Annotated in this window: 24 protein-coding genes; 11 read left to right on the top strand and 13 right to left on the bottom strand. The window is 67.3% G+C overall.

Features of this window, described 5'->3' with window-relative positions; genetic code table 11:
- Positions 1 to 28 precede the first annotated feature (28 nt).
- The 5 genes from KZ491_RS02190 to efpL all read left to right on the top strand — a co-directional run bounded on the left by KZ491_RS02190 (position 29) and on the right by efpL (position 4644).
- Positions 29 to 2032: an acetyl-CoA carboxylase biotin carboxylase subunit gene (locus tag KZ491_RS02190; RefSeq protein ID WP_222564213.1), complete on the top strand. Its 2004-nt coding sequence runs from the start codon at positions 29 to 31 to the stop codon at positions 2030 to 2032.
- Positions 2029 to 2919, top strand: a complete 891-nt coding sequence (locus KZ491_RS02185; RefSeq protein WP_222564212.1) for a hydroxymethylglutaryl-CoA lyase — start codon at positions 2029 to 2031, stop codon at positions 2917 to 2919. The genes KZ491_RS02190 and KZ491_RS02185 overlap by 4 nt, the downstream gene beginning before the upstream one ends.
- A 98-nt stretch (positions 2920 to 3017) precedes the next feature.
- Positions 3018 to 3788: an SDR family NAD(P)-dependent oxidoreductase gene (locus KZ491_RS02180; RefSeq protein ID WP_222564211.1), complete on the top strand. Its 771-nt coding sequence runs from the start codon at positions 3018 to 3020 to the stop codon at positions 3786 to 3788.
- Positions 3788 to 4081 (top strand): hypothetical protein, encoded by a 294-nt coding sequence (locus KZ491_RS02175; protein WP_222564210.1) that lies wholly within the window; start codon positions 3788 to 3790, stop codon positions 4079 to 4081. Before KZ491_RS02180 ends, KZ491_RS02175 begins: the two co-directional genes overlap by 1 nt.
- On the top strand, positions 4078 to 4644 hold the full coding sequence (gene efpL / locus KZ491_RS02170; RefSeq protein WP_043958250.1) for an elongation factor P-like protein EfpL: 567 nt from the start codon (positions 4078 to 4080) through the stop codon (positions 4642 to 4644). Before KZ491_RS02175 ends, efpL begins: the two co-directional genes overlap by 4 nt.
- A 92-nt stretch (positions 4645 to 4736) precedes the next feature.
- Here efpL and KZ491_RS02165 read toward each other — a convergent pair whose 3' ends face one another.
- The 3 genes from KZ491_RS02165 to KZ491_RS02155 form a co-directional block, all read right to left on the bottom strand.
- Positions 4737 to 6677 carry a DUF7844 domain-containing protein gene (locus KZ491_RS02165; RefSeq protein WP_246606459.1) on the bottom strand — a complete coding sequence of 647 codons (1941 nt, stop codon included), beginning with the start codon at positions 6675 to 6677 and terminating at the stop codon, positions 4737 to 4739.
- Positions 6678 to 6777: 100 nt separating this feature from the next.
- Positions 6778 to 7098 carry a DUF2388 domain-containing protein gene (locus KZ491_RS02160; protein ID WP_222564209.1) on the bottom strand — a complete coding sequence of 107 codons (321 nt, stop codon included), beginning with the start codon at positions 7096 to 7098 and terminating at the stop codon, positions 6778 to 6780.
- A gap of 93 nt (positions 7099 to 7191) precedes the next feature.
- Positions 7192 to 8592, bottom strand: a complete 1401-nt coding sequence (locus tag KZ491_RS02155) for an FAD-binding oxidoreductase (protein WP_222564208.1) — start codon at positions 8590 to 8592, stop codon at positions 7192 to 7194.
- Positions 8593 to 8722: 130 nt separating this feature from the next.
- Here KZ491_RS02155 and serA point away from each other — a divergent pair, with 130 nt between their 5' ends.
- Positions 8723 to 9961: a phosphoglycerate dehydrogenase gene (serA, locus tag KZ491_RS02150; protein ID WP_222564207.1), complete on the top strand. Its 1239-nt coding sequence runs from the start codon at positions 8723 to 8725 to the stop codon at positions 9959 to 9961.
- Here the strand turns inward: serA and KZ491_RS02145 are convergent.
- Complete coding sequence (locus tag KZ491_RS02145; RefSeq protein ID WP_222564206.1) at positions 9955 to 10548, bottom strand: NUDIX hydrolase; 594 nt, start codon at positions 10546 to 10548, stop codon at positions 9955 to 9957. The genes serA and KZ491_RS02145 overlap by 7 nt on opposite strands.
- Before the next feature lie 217 nt (positions 10549 to 10765).
- Here KZ491_RS02145 and nhaC point away from each other — a divergent pair, with 217 nt between their 5' ends.
- The 5 genes from nhaC to mtnC are packed head-to-tail and all read left to right on the top strand — an operon-like array spanning position 10766 to position 15574.
- Entirely contained in the window at positions 10766 to 12250 is a 1485-nt protein-coding gene (gene nhaC, locus KZ491_RS02140; RefSeq protein ID WP_222564205.1) for a Na+/H+ antiporter NhaC, read from the top strand.
- A gap of 26 nt (positions 12251 to 12276) precedes the next feature.
- Positions 12277 to 13629 carry a sodium-dependent transporter gene (locus KZ491_RS02135; RefSeq protein WP_222564204.1) on the top strand — a complete coding sequence of 451 codons (1353 nt, stop codon included), beginning with the start codon at positions 12277 to 12279 and terminating at the stop codon, positions 13627 to 13629.
- A gap of 51 nt (positions 13630 to 13680) precedes the next feature.
- On the top strand, positions 13681 to 14316 hold the full coding sequence (locus KZ491_RS02130; protein ID WP_222564203.1) for a methylthioribulose 1-phosphate dehydratase: 636 nt from the start codon (positions 13681 to 13683) through the stop codon (positions 14314 to 14316).
- Positions 14313 to 14870, top strand: a complete 558-nt coding sequence (locus KZ491_RS02125; RefSeq protein WP_222564202.1) for a 1,2-dihydroxy-3-keto-5-methylthiopentene dioxygenase — start codon at positions 14313 to 14315, stop codon at positions 14868 to 14870. Before KZ491_RS02130 ends, KZ491_RS02125 begins: the two co-directional genes overlap by 4 nt.
- Positions 14867 to 15574, top strand: coding sequence for an acireductone synthase (mtnC, locus tag KZ491_RS02120; RefSeq protein ID WP_222564201.1), 708 nt, complete (start codon positions 14867 to 14869; stop codon positions 15572 to 15574). Before KZ491_RS02125 ends, mtnC begins: the two co-directional genes overlap by 4 nt.
- 84 nt (positions 15575 to 15658) lie before the next feature.
- Here mtnC and KZ491_RS02115 read toward each other — a convergent pair whose 3' ends face one another.
- From KZ491_RS02115 to hisG, 9 genes are all read right to left on the bottom strand, one after another.
- A complete protein-coding gene (locus tag KZ491_RS02115; protein WP_222564200.1) occupies positions 15659 to 17341 on the bottom strand; it encodes a calcineurin-like phosphoesterase C-terminal domain-containing protein in 1683 nt (560 codons plus the stop codon).
- A 74-nt stretch (positions 17342 to 17415) separates the two neighbouring features.
- Positions 17416 to 18024 (bottom strand): bifunctional phosphoribosyl-AMP cyclohydrolase/phosphoribosyl-ATP diphosphatase HisIE, encoded by a 609-nt coding sequence (hisIE, locus tag KZ491_RS02110; protein ID WP_222564199.1) that lies wholly within the window; start codon positions 18022 to 18024, stop codon positions 17416 to 17418.
- Positions 18011 to 18790 carry an imidazole glycerol phosphate synthase subunit HisF gene (gene hisF / locus KZ491_RS02105; RefSeq protein ID WP_222564198.1) on the bottom strand — a complete coding sequence of 260 codons (780 nt, stop codon included), beginning with the start codon at positions 18788 to 18790 and terminating at the stop codon, positions 18011 to 18013. The genes hisIE and hisF overlap by 14 nt, the downstream gene beginning before the upstream one ends.
- Positions 18784 to 19548, bottom strand: a complete 765-nt coding sequence (hisA, locus tag KZ491_RS02100) for a 1-(5-phosphoribosyl)-5-[(5-phosphoribosylamino)methylideneamino]imidazole-4-carboxamide isomerase (protein ID WP_222564708.1) — start codon at positions 19546 to 19548, stop codon at positions 18784 to 18786. The genes hisF and hisA overlap by 7 nt, the downstream gene beginning before the upstream one ends.
- Positions 19549 to 19663: 115 nt before the next feature.
- Positions 19664 to 20281 (bottom strand): imidazole glycerol phosphate synthase subunit HisH, encoded by a 618-nt coding sequence (gene hisH, locus KZ491_RS02095; RefSeq protein WP_222564197.1) that lies wholly within the window; start codon positions 20279 to 20281, stop codon positions 19664 to 19666.
- A complete protein-coding gene (gene hisB, locus KZ491_RS02090) occupies positions 20278 to 21351 on the bottom strand; it encodes a bifunctional histidinol-phosphatase/imidazoleglycerol-phosphate dehydratase HisB (protein ID WP_222564707.1) in 1074 nt (357 codons plus the stop codon). Before hisB ends, hisH begins: the two co-directional genes overlap by 4 nt.
- Before the next feature lie 5 nt (positions 21352 to 21356).
- Positions 21357 to 22472: a histidinol-phosphate transaminase gene (gene hisC, locus KZ491_RS02085; protein WP_343225511.1), complete on the bottom strand. Its 1116-nt coding sequence runs from the start codon at positions 22470 to 22472 to the stop codon at positions 21357 to 21359.
- Positions 22469 to 23797, bottom strand: a complete 1329-nt coding sequence (gene hisD / locus KZ491_RS02080; RefSeq protein WP_222564196.1) for a histidinol dehydrogenase — start codon at positions 23795 to 23797, stop codon at positions 22469 to 22471. Before hisD ends, hisC begins: the two co-directional genes overlap by 4 nt.
- The gene (hisG, locus tag KZ491_RS02075) at positions 23794 to 24705 is read right to left on the bottom strand and encodes an ATP phosphoribosyltransferase (protein WP_222564195.1); all 912 of its coding nucleotides are present in this window, start codon (positions 24703 to 24705) and stop codon (positions 23794 to 23796) included. Before hisG ends, hisD begins: the two co-directional genes overlap by 4 nt.
- Between the last annotated feature and the right edge of the window lie 79 nt (positions 24706 to 24784).

Genomic DNA, 24784 nt, shown 5'->3' with positions numbered 1-24784 from the left:
CCCGAAAGCCCCCATCGCGAGGCCCGCCATGTTCACCAAGATCCTGATCGCCAACCGCGGCGAAATCGCCTGCCGGGTCATCCGCACCTGCCGCCAGCTGGGTATTCGAACGGTGGCGGTTTACTCGACCGCCGATGCCGACGCCCAACACGTGCGCCAGGCCGACGAGGCGTATTGCATCGGCGGACCCACACCGCCGGAGAGCTACCTGCGCGGCGAGGCGATCATCGAGGTCGCCACGCGCACCGGCGCCCAGGCGATCCATCCGGGTTACGGGTTCCTGTCGGAAAGCGCCGACTTCGCCGATGCCGTGGAGGCCGCGGGCATCGCGTTCATCGGCCCCAAGGCGGCGTCGATGCGCAAGATGGGCAGCAAGGCCGGCGCCAAGGATCTTATGGCGGCTGCTGGCGTGCCCGTGGTCCCCGGCTATACCGGCGAGAACCAGGACCCCGCCCACCTGCACGCCGAAGCGGACCGCATCGGCTACCCGCTGATGATCAAGGCGGCGCACGGCGGTGGCGGCAAGGGCATGCGCATCGTGCGTGAGTCGGCGGAGTTCTGGGCGAACCTGGAATCCTGCCAGCGCGAGGCGAAGAACGCGTTCGGACGTGACCGCGTGCTGCTGGAGCGCTACGTGGAGAAGCCGCGGCATATCGAGATCCAGGTGTTCGGCGACGACGCCGGCAACGCCATCCACCTCAACGAGCGCGAGTGCTCGGCCCAGCGCCGCTATCAGAAGGTGCTGGAGGAATCGCCCTCGCCGTTCCTGTCCCCTCAGCTGCGCGAACAGATGGGTGCGGCAGCGGTGCTCGCGGCAAAGGCGATCGATTACGTCAACGCCGGAACGGTGGAATTCATCGTTGGCCAGGACGGTGATTTCTACTTCATGGAGATCAACACCCGCCTGCAGGTCGAGCATCCGGTCACCGAGATGATCACCGGCCTGGACCTGGTCGCGTGGCAGTTGCAGGTGGCCGCCGGCCAGCCGCTGCCGCTCGCCCAGGCCGACATCCGTCGCATTGGCCACGCCATCGAGGTGCGCCTCTACGCGGAGGATCCCGAGGCCGGTTTCCTGCCCGGCTCGGGCCGGCTGGAGCGCCTGCGGCTGCCCTCGTCCAACGCGCACGTGCGGGTGGATTCCGGGGTGGTCGAGGGCGATACGGTGACGATCTTTTACGATCCGATGATCGCCAAGCTGATCGTCCACGACAGCGACCGCACGCGTGCCCTCGCCCGTCTGCGCGAGGCGCTGTCGCGCTGCGAGATCACCGGCCCCAAATCCAACATCGCGTTCCTGGAGCGACTGGTCCGCCACCCCAGCGTGGTCGAGGGCACGATCGACACCGGTTACCTGGACCGGCATCTGGACGAGTTCCTGTCGCCCAGCGGGCCGGTGGACACCGACCTGCTGCTGGCCGCCACCACCACCCGCCTGCTCGCCCAGGAGGCCGACAGTCGTCAGCGTGCAGCGCAGTCCCCGGACCCGGGATCGCCGTGGGCGATTGCCGATGGCTGGAGGCTGGCCCACGGCAGCCAGCGCAGTCTGGCCTTCGGACATGGCGAGGAGCGTATCGAGGTGCACGCCAGCGGCAGCAACGGCGAGTACCGGATCGAGCATGACGGCCAGAGCCATCAGGTCAGTGGCGCCCGCCGCACCTGCAGCGCGTTGAGCCTGCGCATCGGCGATCGTGCGCGGCGCTTCGAGGTGCTGGATCAGGGCGCGCATGTGGTCGTCCATGACGGCACCGGCCGCCTGCGCCTGCAGCCGATGGCGATGTACCAGCACGAGGCGACCGGCGCAGGCGCGGCGGCCGACAACGTGGTGGCGCCGATGCCGGGCCGCGTGGTCGTTGTCCGCGCGGCGGCTGGCGATGCCGTCAGTGAAGGCCAGGAAGTGATGGTGATCGAGGCGATGAAGATGGAGTTGAGCCTGAAGGCGCCGCGCGATGGCACCGTCGCCGAGGTGCGCGCGGCAACCGGCGACTTCGTCGAAGCCGACGCAGTACTGGTTGCACTGGATCCCGCGCCATGAAGTCTGCGGTCCGCATCGTCGAGGTCGGCGCGCGCGACGGCCTGCAAAACGAGAAAGCGATCATCGCTACCGCCGACAAGGTCGCGCTGATCGACCGGCTTTCGGCGACCGGTCTGCAGAGCATCGAGGCGACCAGCTTCGTCAGCCCCAAATGGGTGCCGCAGCTGGCCGACGCCGCCCAGGTGTTCGGCGGCATCACCCGCAAGCCGGGCGTCCACTATCCGGTACTGGTGCCCAACGAGCGCGGCTACGAGCGCGCACTGGCCGTCGGTGTGGAAGAGATCGCGGTGTTCAGCGCCGCCTCCGAGGCGTTCAACCAGAAAAACATCAATGCCTCCATCGCCGAGTCGCTGGCCCGTTTCGAGCCGGTGATGGCCCGCGCGAAAGCCGATGGCATCAAGGTCCGCGGCTACGTGTCCACGGTGCTTGGCTGTCCCTACCAGGGCGAGGTGCCGGTTGCCGAGGTGGTCCGCGTCGCCCGCGAGCTGTACGCGATGGGCTGCTACGAGGTATCACTGGGTGACACCATCGGCATCGGTACGCCGGGCAAGGCCCGCGCGATGCTGCGTGCGGTCGCCGCCGAGGTGCCGATGGATGCGCTCGCGGTGCATTTCCATGACACCTACGGGCAGGCGCTGCCGAACATCCTGGCCTGTCTGGAGGAAGGCGTCGGCGTGGTGGACTCCGCCGTGTCGGGCGTGGGCGGATGCCCGTATGCCAAGGGTGCGAGCGGCAACGTTGCCAGCGAGGACGTCGTCTACATGCTGCATGGCCTGGGCATCCAGACCGGTATCGACCTGGCGCTGCTGGCGGAAACCGGGCGGTGGCTGTCCACCTTGCTGGGCCGGGAAACCGGCAGCAAGGTCGGCCGCGCGCTGTCGTTCTAGCGGGCACGGCCATCGGGGTGAGCGTGGCGGGCGGACTGGCGGGGATGTCCTCGTTTGGATGGCCTAGAATCAGGGACTTTCGTCCGCAGGATCCCCCCATGAAGCTTTCCGATACCCGCGCCATCGTCACCGGTGGCGTTTCCGGCCTCGGCCTCGCCGTTGCCCGTCATCTGGTCGGTCAGGGCGCCAAGGTTGCGCTGTTTGACGTCAACGCCGACAAGGGCGCGGAGGCCGTCGCCGAACTGGGCGAGGCCAACGCCCGCTTCTTCGCCACCGATGTGTCCGACGAGTCGGCTGTGGTGGACAACGTCGCCAGTGCGCGCGACTTTCTTGGCGGCCTCAACGTCGCCGTGAACTGCGCCGGCATTCTGGGCGCCGGTCGCGTGCTCGGCCGCGACGGACCGATGCCCTTGTCGCGCTTCCAGACCACGGTGATGGTCAACCTGGTCGGCAGCTTCAACGTCGCCAAAGCGGCCGCTGACGTGATGCAGAACAACGAGCCCGGCGTCGACGGCGAGCGCGGCGTGATCGTCAACACCGCCTCGGTGGCGGCCTACGAGGGCCAGATCGGCCAAGCGGCCTATTCCGCGTCCAAGGGTGGCGTGGTCGGCATGACCTTGCCAATGGCGCGCGAGCTGTCGCGCTTCGGCATCCGCGTGATGACCATCGCCCCGGGCGTGTTCTGGACCCCGATGGTGGACGGCATGCCGGAGGCGGTGCAGCAATCGCTGGCCGCGACGATCCCCTTCCCGTCGCGCCTGGGCAAGCCGGAGGAGTTCGCCGACCTGGTCGCCTACGTCCTCGGCAACACCTACCTCAACGGCGAGACGATCCGCCTGGATGGGGCGACCCGTCTGGCGCCCAAGTGATGCCCGGCGGCCAGCGCACCTCCCGAATGGCGCAGCGCTGGCCGGCCATCCGCGCACGCGGCATGCGCCGTTTCGTGGTGGTCCGCGGTCTGCTGCTCTACGGCGGCGGCATGTTCGCCCTCATGGCCGTGCTGATGTGGTCGAAATTCGGCTTCGGCAACCCCCGTTTTGAACTTTTGATCGGCGTGGCCGCGGTGCTGTGCGCTTTTGGCGGCACGGTCTGGGCCGCGATCACATGGGTCCTCAATGAGCGCATCTACGGTGCGCTTCCACCGGCAGAAAAACCAAGATGAAAGCCTACGACGTAAAGAAAGGAAACGTGGTCGAGCACAACGGCACCGTCTACCAGGTGCGTGACATCGAGCGCAGCGCCGCCCAAGGCCGCGGCGGCAACGTCAAGTTCCGCTTCACCATGTACTCGGTGCCCGGCGGCAACAAGTTCGACCTCAGCCTGGGCGGCGACGACGAGCTCAAGGAAGTCGAGCTCAGCCGGCGCCAGGTCACCTACTCCTACAGGGACGGCGACGCGTTCGTGTTCCTTGATGACGAGGACTACACGCCCTACACGCTGGACGCGGCGACGGTCGGCGATGACGCCGGCTACATCGTTGACGACCTGTCCGGCTGCTACGTGCAGATCATCGACGACCTGCCCGTTGGGCTGCAGCTGCCGGCGAGCGTGGCAATGGAAGTCATCGAAACTCCGCCCGAGCTCAAGGGCGGCACGGCGACCAAGCGACCCAAGCCGGCGCGCCTGTCGACCGGCCTGGAGATCATGGTTCCCGAGTACATCGCCACCGGCGAGCGCGTGCTGGTCAGCACCAGCAACGGTGAGTTCGCCGGCCGCGCGGACTGATCGGAGCCAACGACCCGACTTCTGCCGGCGGCTCGCAGCGAGGCAGCAGTCGGGTTGGCACTGGTGCGGCACGGATGCCGCGAAGGCCCGTACTAGGGCACTTGCAGCCCGCCGCCGTCCCGGTTGAGCCGCCCCATCTGCGCGCGCAGCAACTGGAGGTTTTTCTCGGTCGCAGCGAGCTCGTCGCGAACTGCGGGAGCCAGCAGCGCCTCTACCTCTGAGGTCAATTGGCCGCCCAGTTCCGCCAGACGCCGGGATCGAGTCACGGCCACGGTTTTCAGCGCGTCGATTTCCGCCGGCTGCGGCAGCCCATAGCCGGCCTCACCGGTCAGGAGTGTTGCCGGACGGCTGAGGAACCCGCTGTCGCCAAGGATTTGCTGCAGGGTGGCATCGACCTCCGCGAACGCGCCCCTTCCGGGATGGACGCGCGCGTCCAGGAAGCGGCGTTTCAACTGCTGCCTGGCCAACACCAGCTGCCGGCGACGCGCCGACTCCTCCAGTAACAGCAGCGCCGCGGTCGCGCGGATGCCGGCCTTGCCGAAACTGCTGCGGCGGGCGGTGGCATCCAGTCCGAACCAGTCTTCCACCCTCGTCTGCGGCAGTGCCAAGTCGTTGCGGGCAATAGCGAACATCGCTTGATAGCGTTCGCGCAACGAGTCGAAGCGGTAGCCGAGCCGGCGCGCTTCCTCCACGTCCTCAAGCACGCCCGTATCGGCGATGTCAGAGCGCTCGAGCTTGCGCAGCAGACCGGTTGGAGTGATGGCATCGATACGCGCCTGCGCCAGTCGCGGGACGCCGTCGTGCAGCAGCTTGAAGGTCTCCACCGCGCAGTTGTTGGTGATGAAGTAGTAGCGCCCGTCGTAGCTCCAGTGCAGGCGCGCGGCGCGTTCCAGCAGTGCGGCGATCTCCTTGCGCTCCAGTTGCAACGGAATGGACTGCAGTCCACGCAGCTGGTCGCGCGTGTACTCGTCCACCACCTGCGCCAGCGGCAGCACGAAAAGGCGCGAGGGATACGACCCCGTCAGGCCGCGCCAGCTGGACAGCTGCACGTCATCGACAAAAGCGCGGAAGGACAGCACGAGGTGGTGTTGCAGATCCAAGCGGCACTCCGGTCCCGGCGCGCGTCCGGGCGCGCACACCACCAGGCGCAGCATGCTGTGGCCCCAGCGGCTCATCGGTTCGCTGTTGCCCTCGGCCAGCAGGTATTCGACCGAGGTCACCCGGGCCGCCTCCAGCGTGGCCAGTGCGAAGTCGCCATCGCGCGCAATGTCGCCGTCCGCGTCAACCGCGACGTAGGTGAAGCCCTGCGTGCAGTCGGCGCGCGGCGGCGCCCAGCCGAAGTGCGCGCTGAAGTAGCGGTGCAGCGCCGGCCGGCGGCACGCGTACTCCGGGTCAAGGAGAAAATATTCCAGGTTGACAGCGACAAACTCCCGCGGGCTGGTCAGCTCGTACGGGTCGGGCGTGCGATCAACGAAAGGGTTTTCCGAGGCGCGTGCGCGTGGCCGCTTGACCTTGACCTGCCAACCGGCGAGATCCAGCAAACGGGGATCCGCGGAAAGCCCCGTGCGGCGGTCGTGGAAATGCGCCACCTCGTGCAGCAAGGTCGCCAATACTTCGCTGCGCGCGCGGCCCGCCGCCGGTGCTGTCTGCTGCGCTGGGTCGGCGCCGTGAGTGGCACTGTCCAGTTCGGCTTCCACCGCGTGGGACGGACCGGCAGGTTCCACCGCCAGAAGCGGAAGTAGGCGCCGATTGAGCAGGAGCGTCCGGGACCGCGCCCGACCGGTCGCCGCATGCGGCAACGTGTCGCTCCACTGCACGGTGATGGCCTGGTCCGTCTCCGCCACCAGCGAGGGTGGTAAGCGGGCAAGCGCGGCGTCCAGCACGCTCGCGGTGGCGGCCACCTCCCCTGCGGTGAGGCTGGCGGTATCCAGCTGCAGCCGCAACCCGGCGTGGGCGGAGGCACAAGACCACAGCAATCCCACCGCCAGCAGACCGCTGCACAGGGGAGACGCCGGCAGACTGAGCCGATTCAAGCCGGCTGACTCAGCGGCCCGAGCATCCTGGCCTGACAGAAACACCGATAAGTTGTGGCCGCGCACGGCAGCCGCGGATCCAAGTCACCTGAAGCGCCACTCAGAGCGCGAGGATCGCCCGTGCAAGCGCAAGGTCACTGGCCCCGTCCGCCTGGGGCATTTCGGCGCGCAGAAGCGCCAGCGCGGCCTCGAGCTGGACGCCCCGGATCGCACCGTCGCTGGCGACGAAACTGGCAGCATCGTCGCGGGCCGCCAGCACGACGCGGTCATCGCTGAAGGACCCGCTGCTGGCGGAGACGCCATTGGATGTGCCTTTCACCGCCCCGCTGATTGCGTCGGAGGTCGTGGAAGTGGCGGACGCAAACGTCCCGGCTGAGGCAGTGCACAGCACCACGGCGACGAGCAGGCGGAATCGGATCATTGGCAGCAGACCTGAAGCGGGAAAAGGGCGACGCGCGCAGAGAGTACCGCTGCGGCGACTGTTCCGCATGCCCGACAGGCGCCGCAAGCGCGCCTACGCCTTGGGGATGGCGTCGAACACCTTGCCCGGATTCATGATTCCGGACGGATCCAGAACCTGGCGGATGCCGCGCATCACCGCGATTTCTTCGGCGCTGCGCGTGCTTTCCAGCCACGGTTTCTTGACCAGTCCGATGCCGTGCTCGGCCGAAATACTGCCGCCATGCCGCTTCAGGATGGCGGCCAGCATGTCGGTGACCTCACTGCAGCGGGCGACGAACTCCGCCTCCTCCATGCCGTCGGGGGTGAGTACGTTGATGTGCAGGTTGCCGTCGCCAATGTGGCCGAACCAGACCACCTCGAAGTCGGGGTAGCCAGCGGCCAGCAATGCCTGGGCCTCGGCCAGGAACGCCGGCATTGCCGAGATTCGCACCGAGACATCGTTCTTGTAGGGGCGGAACGCGGCCAGGCTTTCCGTAATGCCTTCGCGCAGGCGCCACAGCTGCGCGGCCTGGGCATCGCTGCTGCTCAGGACGGCGTCGCTGACCAGGCCCGCCTCCGCGCAGAGTTCGAACGCGGCCAGTGCGGCCGCCTCCTGCGCCTCGTCGGCCGCCTCGAACTCGGCCACCACGTAGTACGGATGGACCTCGGCGAACGGAGCCTGCGCGCCATGGGCCAGCACATGCGCCAGTGCGCGGTCGGTGAAGAATTCGAAGGCCTCAAGCTCGAGGTGGCTGCGCAGGATTGCAAACACCTGCATCAGCACGTCGAAGGACGGCAGCGCGAGCAGCATGACATTGGTGGGCGCGGGCGGCGCGGTCAGCCGCAGGGTGGCCTCGACCACGATGCCCAGCGTCCCTTCGGAGCCGATGAACAGATGGCGCAGGTCATAACCACTGGAATTCTTGATCAGCGAGCGGTTCAGCTCGAGCAGGTCGCCTGCGCCGGTGACCACCTTCAGCCCGGCGATCCACTCGCGCGTATTGCCGTAGCGGATCACCCGGATCCCACCGGCATTGGTCGCGATGGTGCCGCCGATCGAGCATGAGCCGCGCGAGGCGAAGTCGACCGGGTACGCGAGGTCCTGCTCGCGCGCTGCGTTGTGGACCGCCTCCAACGGGATACCGGCCTGCACCGTCAGCGTGCGGTCCACCGCGTCAAAACCGAGCACCCGCGCCATCCGCTCCAGGCTGAGGACCAGCTCGCCGTGGGCGGCGACGGCGCCGCCCGACAGCCCGGTCCGCCCGCCCGAGGGCACGATGGCCACACCCCCGGCACGCGCCCAGCGCACGATCGCCTGCACCTGCTGCACGGATTCGGGAAACGCAATCGCCACCGGCGCCGGGGTCCAGCGCCGGGTCCAGTCGCGGCCGTAATGCTCCAGGTCCGCGGGATCGGTTTTCAGCATCAGGCCGGGCACGGCCGCAAGCAGGGAAGCGGTGACTGCAGAACTCATTGTGGCGAAGCCTTCAAGGACGACCCATGCAGCGTGCCAGCAGCCTGTCAGTCGCGTCCAGTGCTGCGTCGCAGCAATCGTGTGCGGTTTCTGCGATATTTGCACTCCCACTTCCCACCCCGCGGCCGCCGTGACCAAGAAGACGTCCTACCCCAAAACCGACATCCGCGTCCTGTTGCTTGAGGGCGTCAGCCAGAATGCCGTTGATCGATTCCGCGAAGCCGGATACTCGCAGGTCGTGCTGCACGACAAGGCGCTGCCGGAAGATCAGCTCAAGCGCGAGATCGCCGAGGCGCACATCGTCGGCATCCGCTCGCGCACGCACCTGACGGCCGACGTCCTGGCCCACGCGCAGCGCCTGATCGCGATTGGCTGCTTCTGCATCGGCACCAGCCAGGTCGACCTGGAGGCCGCCGAGCTGGCCGGCATCCCGGTGTTCAACGCGCCCTACTCCAACACCCGCAGCGTCGCCGAGCTGGTGATCGCCGAGACCATCATGCTGCTGCGCGGGATCCCGCAGAAGAACGCCGCCTGCCATCGCGGCGGCTGGACGAAAAGCGCCGCTGGCAGCCACGAGGCGCGCGGCAAGACCATCGGCATCGTCGGCTACGGCCACATCGGCACCCAGGTCGGCGTGATCGCCGAGGCCCTGGGGATGCATGTGCTGTTCTACGACATCGAGGACAAGCTGACGTTGGGCAATGCGCACCCGGTCGCCAGTCTGGAGGAGCTGCTGGAGCGCAGCGACGTGGTGACCCTGCACGTGCCCGAGACGCCGGCCACGCGCAACATGATCGGCGCCGAGCAGATCGCGCGGATGCGCCAGGGCGCGCACCTGATCAACGCCGCGCGCGGCACCGTGGTCGACGTGGACGCACTCGCCGCCGCGCTCCGGGACGGCCGCCTCGGTGGGGCCGCGGTCGATGTGTTCCCAGTCGAGCCGGGCAGCAACCAGGACCGCTTCAGCAGTCCGCTGGTGGGCATCGACAACGTGATCCTGACCCCGCACGTCGGTGGCAGCACGTTGGAGGCGCAGGACAACATCGGCCTGGAGGTGGCGGCAAAACTGATCCGTTACAGCGACAACGGCACCACCCTGTCGGCAGTGAACTTCCCTGAAGTCACCCTGCCCGGGCACGAAGGCAGCCTGCGGTTGCTGCATATCCACCGCAACGTTCCCGGCGTGCTGTCGCGGATCAACGAGATCTTCTCCCAGCTCGGCCTCAACATCGATGGCCAGTACCTGCGCACCAATCCGGAGGTCGGCTACGTGGTGATCGATGTAAGCGCCACGAGCGCGCAAGGCGACGAGCTGAAGAGCCTGCTGAAGGCGATCCCGGGCACGTTGCGCACCCGCATCCTCTACTGATCCGCCGTCCGCCGGCGTTGCAGCCATTTGCGCGCCATGCGCTGCAACGCGGCGTCGTAGCTTCCGACGGTGGCGCCATCGCCACCGTCGGCAACCTGCCGGATGTCCCGCCACGCCAGGTCCAGTGACTCGGCGCTGACCACGTACTGCTCATCGGCGCCGGCTCGCACAACGTAGCGGGCGTCGAAATGCCAGTGGCCCGGCACCTCGCCGCGCGCCGGAATCCAGTGCCGGTCCAGATCGAACAGCGTGCGCTCCACGCGCAGATCCGGCAGACCGGACTCCTCCTGCGCTTCCAGCAGGGCGACCGCGGCCAGGTCGCGGTCGCCGTCGGCATGGCCGCCCAGTTGCAGCCAGCGCTCCAGCTTGCGGTGGTGGGTCAGCAGGACACGCGTGCCACTGCGATCCACCAACCACGCCGATGCGGTGAAGTGGCCTGCCAGGCGAGAGCGCGAAAATGGATCCTGCGGGTCCGTCGACAAGGCCTGGAAGTGGGCAACCACCTCGCCTTCCCCGGGCCATCGCTGCCGGTACTCCTCCAGCTCACGTCGGAATCGGGAGATGTCAATTTCTGAAGCGTTTTCCATACCTTTGCGTACGTGCAGGGTGGTCCCGGGAGGGGGGAGTATGCCCGTCGCGTCCACTTTCGAGCGCGGCTTGCCGCCCGTTTCGCCACTGGGGTAAGGTGATCCGCCACTGGCCCGCACGCTGCTCGCGCGACGTGACAGAACGCAGCCACCGTCGCTACTGAACAGCCGTTGGGGAATCCATGTCAAAGACTCGCGTGTTGATCAGGTCGGCTGCATGAGCGCAAGACCGGTTCGCCAGCCATCGCTGCTCCAGGCCCTGTTGCCCCTGCTGTGTCTCGCCATTGCCCTGGCGACTGGCGTTTACCTGTTCTCCGACAACGCCTCTTCGGGCGCCAACCAGGTATCACTGATGCTGGCCGGCGGTGTCGCCGCGATCATCGGCATCCGCAACGGGCTGAAGTGGGACGACATCCAGGAAGGCATGGTCCACGGCATCTCGCTGGCAATCGGACCGATCTTCATCCTGCTGGCGGTGGGCGCGCTGATCGGCACCTGGATCCTCAGCGGCACCGTGCCGACGATGATCGTGTACGGCCTGAAGCTGCTCCATCCCTCGTATTTCTATCCCGCCGCGTGCCTGATCTGCGCCATCGTGGGACTGGTGATCGGCAGCTCGTGGACAGTGGCCGGAACCCTCGGTGTTGCCCTGATCGGTGTCGCCCATGGCCTGGAAATGTCACCGGCGGTCACGGCGGGTGCGGTGATCTCCGGCGGTTATTTCGGCGACAAGATCTCGCCGCTGTCGGACACCACCAACATCGCTCCGGCCGCCGCGGGCAGCGAGTTGTTCTCGCATATCCGCCACATGCTGTGGACGACCGTGCCGAGCATCGTCATCGCCCTGCTCCTGTTCACCGTGATCGGCCTGGGCGAGGCCCGCGAGCTGGCCACAGAACAGGCCTTCGGCGATCTGCCACAGGTCCTGGGTGAGCAGTTCGCACTTGGTGCGCACCTGCTGATTCCGATGGTGGTGGTGTTCGCCCTGGCCATCAGCGGCTTCCCGGCGTACCCGTCGATCCTGATCGGCGCCCTGCTGGGCGCGGTGTTCGCGGTGATCTTCCAGCCCGACGTGGTGTTGCAGCTGGCCGACAACGAGGCCCTGTCACGGCCGATGGCGCTGCTGGCCGGTGCCTGGACGGCGATGTTCGACGGCTACCACGGCCAGACCGGCGTGGGCCCGGTGGATGACCTGCTCAGCCGCGGCGGCATGATCAGCATGCTCAACACGATCTGGCTGATCATCTGCGCGATGGGTTTCGGTGCCGTCATGGAACGGGCCGGACTGCTGGAGCGGATGATCCGCAGCGTGCTCAAGGCGGCCAGGTCGGCGGGGTCGCTGATTGCAGCCACCCTGGCAACGGCCATCGGCGCGAATATCGTCGCCGCCGACCAGTACATGGCGATCGTACTCACCGGTCGACTGTTCGCCCCGGAATACAAGCGGCGCGGCCTCGCCCCGGTCAATCTGTCACGCGCGCTGGAGGACGGCGGCACCATCACCTCGCCGCTGGTGCCATGGAACACCTGTGGCGCCTACATGGCGGCCACCCTGGGCGTGGCGACGATGGACTACCTTCCCTACGCGTTCTTCAACCTCGTCGGCCCGCTGGTTGCGGTCGTCTCCGCTTACGCGGGCTTCAAGATCCTGATGCTGCCGCGTGCCGCAGGCCCTGCGCCTGCTCCTTCGCCGGCCCGCTAAACGCTCCCCAACAAGGTACTGCTTGAATGGAAAAGACCTCGATCCACGGCATGTGGTCCTCGCGAACCGCGTTTATCCTCGCGGCCACCGGCTCGGCTGTCGGTCTGGGCAATATCTGGCGGTTCCCCTACCTGGCCTCCGACAACGGCGGCGGCGCGTTCGTGCTGGTGTACCTGATGTGCATCGCCCTGGTGGGGCTGCCCATCCTGATCGCCGAGATCCTGATCGGCCGCCACGGCCGGCGCAGCCCGATCACCACCCTCGCGGCGCTGACTAGGGAAACCGGTGCCGCCAAGGGCTGGATCAGCATCGGCTGGATCGGCATCGTTGCCGGCATCCTGATCCTGAGCTTCTACAGCGTGGTCGGCGGCTGGACGCTGCACTACAGCTGGTTGTACCTGATGCAGGCCTTCGGCGGTGCCCACATCACCGACCCGGCCGCGACCTTCTCCGACCTGTTGGCAAACCCGTGGGAGCTGGCTGGATGGCATGCCGTGTTCATGGGCCTGACCGTGGGCGTGGTCGGGTTGGGCGTGGAGAAGGGCCTTGAGCGCGCGGTGCGCTTCCTGATGCCAGCGCTGCTGCTGACCCTGCTGGCGCTGGTGGCCTATGGCGCCACCACCGGCCACCTGGGCAAGGCGGCGAGCTTCCTGTTCGAGCCGGACTTCTCCAAGGTCAACGCCGGCATGATGATGTCGGCGATGGGCCAGGCGTTCTTCTCGCTGAGCCTGGGCATGTGCACGATGATGACCTACGGCGCATACCTGCCCAAAGACATCTCGATCCCCAAGACCGGCGCCATCGTGGCCTTGGCGGATACCGCGATCGCGTTGCTGGCGGGACTGGCTATCTTCCCGATCGTGATCGGCTTCGGCATTGACCCGCACGGCGGCGGCCCCGGCCTGATCTTCACTTCCCTTCCACTGGCCTTCGATGTGATGACAGGCGGCGTCATCTACGGGCTGATGTTCTTCGGTCTGCTGTTCGTGGCGGCCTGGACCTCGTCGATCTCGCTGCTCGAGCCGGCGACCGCGTTCCTGGTCGAGCGCCGCGGGATTGCGCGCAAGCGCGGCTCGCTGATGGTCGCCGGACTGTGCTGGCTGATCGGTCTGGCCACGGTGTTCTCGTTCAACATCTGGTCGCACGTGCGCATGCTCGACCGCGACCTGATGGGCCTGATCGAGCTGGTCGCCAACGACATCATGCTGCCGCTGGGCGGCCTGTTGATCGCGTTGTTCGCCGGTTGGGCGCTCAAGGAGACGGTGCTGCGCGAGCAGCTCGCAGGCATTTCGCCGGCGGTGTTCACCACATGGCGCTGGGTGGTGCGGATCGTGGCGCCCCTGCTGGTGCTGATGGTGCTTCTGAACGTGGTGCTCTGAGGCGGGGGACAAGCGGGCGCCGCGGCCGCGGGCATCCGATAAACTGGCGGGATGAAGCCACACCCCTACGATCCGCAGCTGTTTGCCGCGCGCGCCGATGAGCTGGCGCGAAACGTTCGCGAGATAGCCTCGGCCGGGTGGACCCCGGCCACCAGCAGCAACTTCTCCCAGCGTCTGGATGCGCACCATGTAGCCATCACCGTGTCCGGTGGCAACAAGGGTCAACTGACCGCCGACGGGATCATGGTGGTCGATCTGGAGGGCAACGCAGTGGCGACCGAGCGTCGCTCCTCGGCCGAGACGCTGCTGCACACCCGCCTGTACCGCCGCTTTTCCGAGGTCGGTTGCGTGCTGCATACGCACTCGCAGAACCAGACCGTCGCCTCGCGCCTGTATGCCCCGGCTGGCAAGGTGCGGCTGGAGGGGTATGAGATGCTCAAGGCCTTCCACGGCAACACCACCCACGAAGCCGCGATCGAGCTGCCCGTGCTGCCCAACAGCCAGCACATGCCCACCCTCGCCGACCAGGTGGATGCGCTGCTGGACCGGCAGTCGATGTGGGGCTACCTGATCGACGGCCACGGCCTGTATGCGTGGGGCCGCGACATGGCCGAGGCGCGCCGCCATCTGGAGGCGTTCGATTTCCTGCTGGGATGCGAACTGGAACTGAGGAAGCTGCAACGATGAGCCGACTGCGTATTTTTTCCGACCTCGACCCCGCCAACGCGGTGTCAACCATCAGCGAGCACGCCGCGATTGCGCGCGAGCTGGCTGCCATCGGGGTGACATTCGAGCGCTGGGAAACCAACGACCGGATCAGCGGCGGCGACGCTCCCGAGAAGATCCTCGCCGCTTATAAGACGGACATCGACCGCCTCGTCGCGGAGCACGGTTTCCAGAGCGTCGATGTCGCCAGCGTTGGGCCGGACAACCCCAAGCGCGCCGAAATCCGCAAGACGTTCCTGGACGAGCACTTCCACAAGGAGGACGAGGTGCGGTTCTTCGTCGCCGGCTCCGGGCTGTTTACCCTGCATGTGGATGACAAGGTGTACGAGGTGCTGTGCGAAAAGGGCGACCTGATCTCGGTGCCCGACGGCACGCCGCACTGGTTCGACATGGGCGCGGAGCCGGACTTCGTCGCCATCCGCTTTTTCAAGCAGCCCGACGGCTGGATCGGCCATTTCACCGGCACCGACATCGCCACGCGCTTTCCGCGCCACGAACCGGCCGAGTCGCCATGACCAAGCCTGCACAGGTGATCCTTACCGATATCGAGGGCACGACCAGCAGCATCTCCTTCGTCAAGGAGGTGCTGTTCCCGTTTGCCCGCCGCGCCCTGCCCGCCTTCGTCAAGGTCCGTGGGCATGAGCCGGCAGTACGCAAGTGGCTGGATCTGGTCGCCACCGAGCTGGGCGGCATGTGCCAGGACGCCATGATCGGCGAGGTGATGCAGGGCTGGATCGACGAGGACCGCAAGCACACCGCGCTCAAGGCCCTGCAGGGAATGATCTGGGCCGACGGTTACCGCAACGGCGACTTCACCGCGCACATCTACCCCGATGCGGCGCAGGCGCTGCAGCGCTGGCACGCGGACGGAATCCCGTTGTACGTGTACTCCTCGGGCAGCGTGACGGCGCAACGGCTGTTTTTTGGCCACAGCGATGCCGGCGACCTGACCGGGCTCTTCTCGGGCTGGTTCGATACCGAAGTCGGTGCGAAGCGGGATTTCCGCAGCTACGACCGCATTGCCTCGGAGATAGACGTTCCGGCAGCGCGCGTGCTGTTCCTGTCCGACGTGGTCGCCGAGCTGGACGCCGCGCGTACGGCAGGCATGGACACGGTACTGATCGATCGTCTGGAGGACTATCCGCAGCCGCGCGACACCGAGGCTGCCAACGGCCATCGCCGGCTGGAATCCTTCGAAGGTATCCACCCGGTGAAGTGAGGCCGACGGCCGCTGCGGCTTGTGCGGCCAGGCGTTTCCTGCCGCGGCCGATGACGATCGTTCCGTCGCGTTGCGGATTCGCGCTTACTCCGAGGCGTCCTGCAGCCGGTAGGTGGTGCGTGCTGTCTGCTCGCCGATCCAGCGATCGGTCGTGCGCACCTCGACGCCGTGCTCGCCGGCGGTCAGATCGGTCGGCAGCGCCCCACGCCACAGGTGGCGACTGGGCTTGGCTTCGGGCGAGCGGTCGAAGCCGCGCAGCATGTCCGCCTCGTCGTCGCGGACATTCTCGGCCAGCAGTCGGGGATCGGCCTGCACCACCTTGCGCATCGGCTTCCATTCGCCACCGTCAATGCGGTACTCGACCTTGCTGTGGTCCATGCCCATGAACACGTTGGCGTACACACCCCAGGCCGGATAGGCACCGCGCCGCAGGACCCGGGGTGCGTGCAGCGCCATGGCGTCCGTGATTTCGGCCTGGTTCGCCGGCAGGCGCGCAGGATGCCAGCTCAGGGCGTAGTCGCCGGACCGACCGATCTTCAGCCGCGCGTAACCGTTGGGCGTGCCGTCGGCCATCGTCGCATCGGGGATGCCGGCCTCGTCCTTGACCCCGGACCAGAATGCGCCGCAAGCCGCCCCGACGTTGTACTCGTGCAGCGGATGTCGCCCGTTCCAGCCTTCCGCAGCACCGTGGTGGAAGTGCTGCTGGACGTGGGTGTGGCCACTGAGCAACAGCACGTTGTCGAAGCGCTGCAGCAGCTGGAACAGCCGCTGGCGATCGGCCACGCGGAAGGTCTCCGCCCCGGGTGCGGTCGCGGTGTTGAAAAACGGGATGTGCGCGCCCACCACCAGCCGCGTGTCATCAGCCAGCGTGGGCAGGTAGGACTCGAGGAAGGCGAACTGTTCCTCACGCAGTCCACCCACGTAGCCGTCGCCCGGGAGGTGGATGACGTCATCCAGCAGGACGATCGCCGTGCCCTGCTCTTCCCACGCCAAGGTGTCCGGGCCGAAATGCCGGCGGAAGGTGAGCGTGGATTCCGCGTCGGAGGCGGCGTCCAGGTCCATGTCGTGGTTGCCCGGCGCGTGCAGCCAGGGCACACCCAGGGCCGCGGTGCGTGCGTTGATCGCCGGGTACAGCGAGAGGTCGTCATCAACGATGTCGCCCAGGCTCAGACCGAGCTGCGCGGGGGCGTCCTTGCGGATCGAGTGGAGGATGTCGCGGTCGAGGTAGTCCACGTCAACCAGCGATTTGACCTGCGGGTCGGCCATCAGCAGCACCTCCAGATCGCCCGCCGGGGGCTTCCTGGCGTGCAGCGCCACGTCCATGCTCAGCCGGTTGTCGGCGGGGATGCCGCCGTACTCCAGCGCGGGCGAGCCGGCGGGAAAGTAGTGCTGCCAGAACGCAGGCAATCCGTCAGCGCCGGTGGCAAACGCCCGGTCCGCCGGTTTGACCGCGAAAACCGTGTCGCCCGGACGGACGGGGATCCGGTAGCTGCCATCGGCGTCGCTGAGGACGATGTCGCGGCCGTTGGAGAGCTTGACCCCGGACACGCCGGGCTCACCCGGGTCTCGCCGGCCGTTTTCGTTGGTGTCGGCGTACACCACGCCGGAGAACTCCGCGTTGCTCTGGGTCGCTGCTGCCACTTGGGCGGTTGGCAGCAGCCACGAGCATGCCAGCGCCGCAGCCAGAGCCAGAGCCACGAACGCAGGCCGACTGACCGTCGCGTCCGGACGGGGCGAACAGGCTGACGTTGGGAGGGGTGCACACATGCCGGGCCGTTCCGTTGCAGAGACAGGAAGGGAAGCCTAGCAGCGGCGCCGGCGACGCGAACCCATCGACGCGATCAATCGGTGCGGTGGCGCTCGCGCAGAACGCTCAGTGCAGCTTCCAGAGAGAGACCTCGCGCGCGCAGCAACACCAGCAGATGGAAGATCAGGTCGGCCGCCTCACCCGAAAGCGCATCGTCGCCCTCGGCTACCGCGGCCAGCGCCGTCTCCACGCCCTCCTCGCCGACTTTCTGCGCGATCCGCCGGATGCCGCCTTCAAACAGGCTGGTCGTGTAACTCCCCGCGGGGCGCTCAAGGTCGCGCCTCTGGACGAGCTGGTCGAGCTCGGCGAGGAAGCTGCCGGGCGCATCGGCGAAACAACTGGTGCGGTCCAGATGGCAGGTCGGCCCCTGCGGACGCGCCAGCACCAGCAGGGTGTCATCGTCGCAATCGGCCTGCATCGAGACCAGGGTGAGGAAATTGCCCGAGGTCTCGCCCTTGGTCCACGCCTGCTGACGGCTGCGGCTGTAAAAGCTGACCTTGCCGGTCTCGCGGGTGGTCTGCAGCGCCGCGCGATCCATGTAGCCCAGCATCAACACCCGCAGCGTGTCGGCGTCCTGCACGATCGCTGGCAACAAACCGCTGGCGGCGTCCCAGGCGAGCGATTCGGGATCAGGAAACGGCATGACGCACCTCGATGCCCTGCGCGTGCAGGTACTGCTTGAGTTGGGGAATGGCGATGGCACCGGAGTGGAACACGCTGGCGGCAAGCGCGCCGTCAACATCCACGCGACGGAACAGATCGAGGAAGTGCTCCCTGGCCCCGGCGCCGCCGGACGCGATCAGTGGCACCGCACAGACTTCGCGCACGCGCTGCAACTGTTCGATGTCATAGCCCTCTCGTACGCCGTCGCTGCCCATGCAGTTGAGCACGATCTCTCCCGCACCCAGGTCCTGTACCTGTGCGACCCATTCCAGGGTGGTCTTCGCCAGCGCTTGGGTGCGTTCCACATCGCCGGTGAACTGGCGCACACGCCACTGGCCGTCCTCATCGCGAAGGCTGTCCACGCCGACCACCACGCATTGGACCCCGAATGCATCGGCCAGCTCGGCCACAAGTTCGGGCCGCTGCAGGGCCGGGGTGTTGATCGAGATCTTGTCCGCGCCGGCGTGCAGCACCTCGCGCGCGTCAGCCACGCTGCGGATGCCACCGGCGACGCAGAACGGGATATCGATGACCCGCGCGATGCGCTCGACCCACTCCTTGTCCACGTGCCGTCCTTGCGGACTGGCGGTGATGTCGTAGAACACCAGCTCATCCGCCCCGGCGTCGCGGTAGCGCATGGCGAGCTCGACGATATCGCCGACATCGACGTGGCCGCGGAATTGCACGCCTTTGACCACCCGGCCGTCGGAGACGTCAAGGCAGGGAATGATGCGCCGGCTCAGCACGGGCGTTCCTCGGCCAGTGCTGCGGTCAGGTCGAGCCGACCGTCCAGCAACGCCTTGCCCAGGATCGCACCGCTGCAGCCAGCGTCGCGCGCGGCAACGATGTCGGCGGTGTCGCGCACACCGCCGGAAGCCTGCAACTGCATGTCCGGTGCCAGCGCGAGCAGATGGCGATAGAAGTCCAGGTTGGGGCCGGCCATCATCCCGTCACGGGCGATGTCGGTGCACAGCAGGTGGCGCAGGCCTTCGCCGGCGTAGCGCGACAGCAATGATTCCAGCGACACATCGCTGGCTTGGGTCCAGCCGGCGGTCGGCAACTGCCAGCGCCCTGCTTCGTCCTGGCGTGCATCCAACGCCACGGTGATGCGCTCGCTGCCGAAGCGGTGGATCCAGCGGATCACCAGTTCCGGTTCGCGCACGGCCAATGAACCCACCACGACACGGTCGGCGCCAGCCTCCAGGATCGCCTCGACATCCGACTCGGCGCGGACGCCGCCACCGGTCTGGATCTGCAGGTTCGTGGTCCGCTTCAGCTCGCGCAACAGCGGCTGCAGGGTGTAGCCACCGGCGCGCGCCGCGTCGAGATCGACCAGATGCAGCCAGGTCGCCGCGGCCCCGGAATAGCGCGCGGCAACGATTGCGGGCTGGTCGGGATAGCGGGTTTCGCGGTCGTAATCGCCTTGTTGCAGACGGACCACACGGCAGTTGCGCACGTCAATGGCGGGATAGACGACGAAGGCGTCCGCGCCGGGCCGGGTCATGGCGCGGTCGGCTGAAGGACGGGGATCGGGCGAAGGCATGGAATCAACTCCGGAAATCGTGGATATCAGCAACGGTGAGCTGCAGCGACGATGCCCACAGAAGGCACGCACACACTCACGCAGGAATCTTGAGGAAATTGGTCAGCAGGCGCATGCCCACCGTCGACGAGCGCTCGGGATGAAACTGCGCCCCGTAGCGGTTGCCGCTGCGTACCACAGCGGCGAAGGGGCTGCCGTGCTGGCAGGAGGCCAGGGTCCGCTCATCAACAGGTGCAGCGTAGCTGTGGACGAAATACACATGCGCGCCGTCACCGATGCCCGCCAGAAGCGGATCAGATTGGCGCAGTTGAAGGGTGTTCCAGCCCATGTGCGGCACCCGGATGGCGGGCTTGCCGTCGCGGGCAGGTGACGCGGTCAGCTTGCGCACGGTGCCCGGAATCAGCCCGAGGCACTCGACGCCGCCCTCCTCGGAGCCCTCGTAAAGCAGCTGCATGCCCAGGCAGATGCCCAGCAGCGGCTGCGTCAGCTCGCGCAATACCTTGAGGAGATCACGCTCGCGAAGCAGCGCCATGCCCGACGCCGCGGCACCGACACCGGGCAGGATCACCCGGCTCGCGGCGGCAATTTCCGCCGCATCGCGGCTGACCCGCAGGTCCGCGCCCAGCCGTTCGAGCGCGTAACGCACCGACCCCAGGTTGGCGCCACCCGCATCGACCAGAACCGTCGCGCTCACAGTCGGCCCTTGGTGCTCGGCAGTTCGCGGCCCTCGCGGCGAATCGCCTGGCGCAGCGTGCGCGCCAGCGCCTTGAAGCTGGCCTCGACTTTGTGGTGGTCGTTGTCGCCCTTGACCGACAGGTTGAGGTTGATCCCGCCGCCTTCGCACAGGGAGCGGAAGAAATGCGGCACCAGTTCGGTCGGCATGTCGCCGATCATCTCTCGCTGGAAATCACCTTCGAATACGAAATAGGGTCGGCCCGAGAAGTCCAACGCAGCGCTCGCCAGTGTCTCGTCCATCGGCAGGGTGAATCCGTAGCGGCCGATCCCACGCTTGTCGCCGAGCGCCTCGCGCAGCGCCTGGCCCAGCGCCAGCGCACTGTCCTCGATGGTGTGGTGTTCATCCACATGCAGATCGCCCTCACACTCCAACTTCAGGGCGAAACCGCCATGCTTGCCGATCTGCTCGAGCATGTGGTCGAAGAACCCCAAGCCGGTCGTCACCTGCGGCTCGGCAACCCGGTCCAGGTCAACCTCGACGCGGATGCGTGTCTCGCGGGTGTCGCGGGTGACCACGGCACGGCGTGGCGCATCGGCCAGCTCATGGGCGATGCCGGGCCAATCCCACTCGCCACCGAACTGTTCGGTGCGCAGCTGGAATGCACGGATGCCCATGTTGCGGGCGAAGCCGTTGTCGGTTTCGCGATCTCCGACCATCGCCGATCGTTTCCAGTCGATGTCACGGTCCTTCAGCAGGTGCTGGGCCAGGCCGATTCCGGGCTTGCGCGTGGGCGCGTTGTCGGCCGGCCAGCTCGTGTCGATCAGCACCTCGCGGAACGTGATTCCCTGGCTCTCCAGGATCTGCATCATCAGGTGCTGCGGACCGTCGAACGCCTCCTGCGGGAATGCCTCGGAGCCCAGACCATCCTGATTGGTGACCATGACGAACTGGTAACCCGCATCGCGCAACTTCAGCATCGCCGGCACCACGTCCGCCACCAGACGCAGCTTGCCGAGGCTGTCGAGCTGGAAATCTTCCGGCTCCTCGACCAGGGTGCCGTCACGGTCCACGAACAGGATCGGCGTCAGACCACTCATTGCGTACTCTCCAAGTCGTTGATGGCGTCAATGACGCGGTTGTTCTGTTCGGGGGTGCCAACGGTGATCCGCAGCGCATCGCCCAGCCCGGTGGCGGCGCGCTGGTCGCGGACCACAATGCCGGCGTCGAGCAGGCGGTCCATCGCCGCGTCGGGATCATGGAACCGCACCAGCAGGAAGTTGGCCTGCGAGGGATATGCCCGCCGGACGGCCGCGCTTTGCGCCAGCGCCGCGCGCAGACGCTCGCGCTCGGCGAGGACCACGGCAACGCCGGCATCGGTGCGCGCGCGAGCCTCGGCATCGAGCGTCCGGCAGGCCACCTCGATGCAGGGCGCCGGCAAGGGATACGGGGCCTGGCAGCGCCGAAGCACCGCGATCAGGCCGGCGTCCGCGATCACACTGCCAATACGGGCGCCCGCCAGCGCATGCGCCTTGGACAGGGTTCGCAGCACGGCAATATTGGGTTGGCGGTCGATCAAGGACGCCGCCGAGGCGACCTCGCTGAACTCGCCATAGGCCTCATCGACCACGACCAGCGCGCGGTCCTGCAATGAATGCGCGAGCGCTTCCACCTCTGACAACGGCAGTGCCGCGCCGGTCGGATTGCCTGGCGAGCAGAGGAACACGATCTTCACCGGACCGGCGGTTGCCGCGCGCCTGATGGCCGCAAAGTCGGCTTTAAACCAGTCTTCCCTGCGCGACGCTTCGGTATCCAGCAAGGGAACCTCGATCACCGCCGTGCCATGCAGGCGCGCACTGACCGCATACATGCCGAAAGTCGGCGGGGTGATCAGCACCGCGTCGCCGCCGGGCCGGCACAGCGCGCGAACCAGCAGATCGATGGCCTCGTCACTGCCGCGCCCGACCAGAAGGCGATCGGCGTCGCAGCCGTAGAGTTCGGCCAACAATGCGCGCAATGCAGCAGGCTGGGGCTCGGGATAGCGACGCAGGGCACCGTCGGCATCGGCAGCATTGGGCCACGGAGATTCGTTGGCGTTGAGCCAGGTGTCACCGTCCAACCCGGCGGTGCGGGCGGACGCATAACCCCCGAAACCCGCGAGGTCGGCTCGCACCAGTCGCACCGGGTCACCTTCGCGAAGGGACGCGTTCACGATGCATCCAACCGGCGTGACACGGCCAGGCGATGGGCGTCCAGGCCCTCCGCGCTGGCCAGCTCGACCGCGCAGGGACCAATCGCGCGCAGGCCCTGCCGGTCCACTTCCTGCACCGTGATCGCAAGCTGGAAGCTGGCGACGTTGAGCCCGCCAACGAACCGCGCCGCTCCGCTGGTCGGCAGCACATGGTTGGTGCCGCTGCAGTAATCTCCCAGCGCCTCGGGCGCCCAGTCACCCAGAAAGACCGATCCCGCAACGCTCACCGAGGGCAACCAGCGGCGGGCGTCGCGCAGCGCGAGGATCAGATGTTCGGGCGCATAGTCATTGCTGATCGCGAAGGCATCCTCCAGTGCGGCCACTTGGATCATCCGGGCCGACTGCAATGCCCGGCGCGCGGTCTCCTGCCGCGGCAGTTCCAGCAACTGGATCCCGATCCGGTCAATGACGCGCTCGATCAGATCGGCGTCATCGCTGATCAGGATCACCTGCGAGTCGGGTCCATGCTCGGCCTGGGACAGCAGGTCGGCGGCGACGAAATCGGGGTTGGCACCGGCATCGGCGATCACCAGCACCTCGGAGGGACCTGCCGGCATGTCGATGCCCACGCCCCGCTCCAGTTGCGCGACCTGGCGCTTGGCCTCGGTCACGTAGGCATTGCCGGGGCCGAACAGCTTGTCGCACGCCGGCACGCTCGCGGTGCCCAGCGCCATGGCGGCGATGGCCTGCACGCCGCCGAGCTTGAATACCCGGTCGATGCCGCAGGTTGCCGCGGCCACCAGCACGGCGGGATCCACGCTGCCGTCGACGCGTGGCGGCGTGCACAGCACGACATCGGGGCAGCCGGCCAGGCGGGCCGGGACACCCAGCATCAGCGCTGTCGAGGGCAGCGGCGCAGAGCCTGCCGGCACGTACAGACCGACCCGCTGGATCGGCCGCAGCACGCGCTCGCAGCGCACCCCCGGTGCGGTATCCACCGCGTAGGGTCGGGTCATGCCGGCGGCGTGGAACTTCTCGATGCGTGCCGCCGCCTCGACGATGGCATCGCGTAGGGCCGGCGCGACCTGCGCCTGTGCCGCCGCAAATTCGTCCGCGGACACCGCGAAGCTATCAATATCAACGCCGTCAAAACGGGCCGTCAGCGCGCGCAGCGCAACGTCGCCGCCCAACCGGACTTCCTCGATCAGCGCCGCCACCGCGGCTGCCGTCTTCCCACCATCGACCTGTGCCGGCCGCCTCAGCGCATTTGCGCGTGCTGCCGGATCCAGCGCGTTCCACTGCAGGCGATTTTGCGGACTGATCGCCGCGATGGATGCCCCGCTCATGCCAGCATCCCTTCCACCGGCAACACCATCAGGCCCATGGCCCCGGCGCGCTTGAGATCCTCCAGCCGCTGCCAGGTCAAGTGGCCATGGCATAGCGCCTGCAGCGCCAGGCGATCCGCACCGTCCACCTGCATGATCGTCGGCGCCTCGGCATCGGGCAGCAATGGCAGCAGCTCCGGCAGGCTCTCACGCGTGGCCTGGAACAACAGCAGCTTGCTGTTGCGGATACGCAGCGCGCCATCCAGCCGCCGCAGCAACAGGTCCACCAGCTCGCCACGCGCGGCGTCCAGTTCGTGCATCGGGCCGGCGAGCACTGCTTCGCTCTCAAACAGCGTGACCACAGGTTTCAACTGGTTTGCCGCCAGTGTTGCGCCGCTGGATACCAGATCGCAGATCGCATCCGCCTGCCCCAGCCGCGGTGCAATCTCCACCGAACCGGACAGCAGTACCACCTCGGCGTCGATGCCCTCACGCGCCAGCCATTCCGACAGAAGCGCCGGGTAGCTGGTCGCGATGCGCTTGCCGGCCAGCTGCGCCGGCGACTTCCACTCCTCACCTTCGGGTATCGCCAGTGCCAGGTGGCAATCACCGAAACCCAGCGCCCGCCACTCGCGGAAGGCCGGAGCCGCTCCGGACGCCCGCCGCGCGCCATCCTGCTCGGCCATCACGTTGCGCCCGACGATGCCCAGGTCGCAGACACCGTCGGCGATCAATCCGGGAATGTCGTCGTCGCGCACCAGAAGCAAATCGACCGGCAGCGACTCGCCGTAACAGAACAGCCGGTCGCGGCTTTCCCGCCAGCTCATGCCGCAGGAGGCAAGCAGGGCCCGCGCGGGCTCGGCAAGGCGGCCATTTTTCTGGATGGCGATACGCAGTCGATCGCGGCCGGCAGGAACTTGTGGAGTCATGGGGAAATCCGGAAGCGTGCATCGTGCCCGGGGCAGCGACGCAATGGCGAAATGGGGGAGGAACGAAAGGTCGAGAAGC

The organism is Novilysobacter antarcticus (assembly GCF_019802285.1).
In the GTDB taxonomy this organism is placed as follows: Bacteria; Pseudomonadota; Gammaproteobacteria; order Xanthomonadales; family Xanthomonadaceae; genus Novilysobacter; species Novilysobacter antarcticus.
The sequence above is the reverse complement of the archived record's forward strand: the minus strand, read 5'-3'. Positions and strand labels throughout refer to the sequence as shown.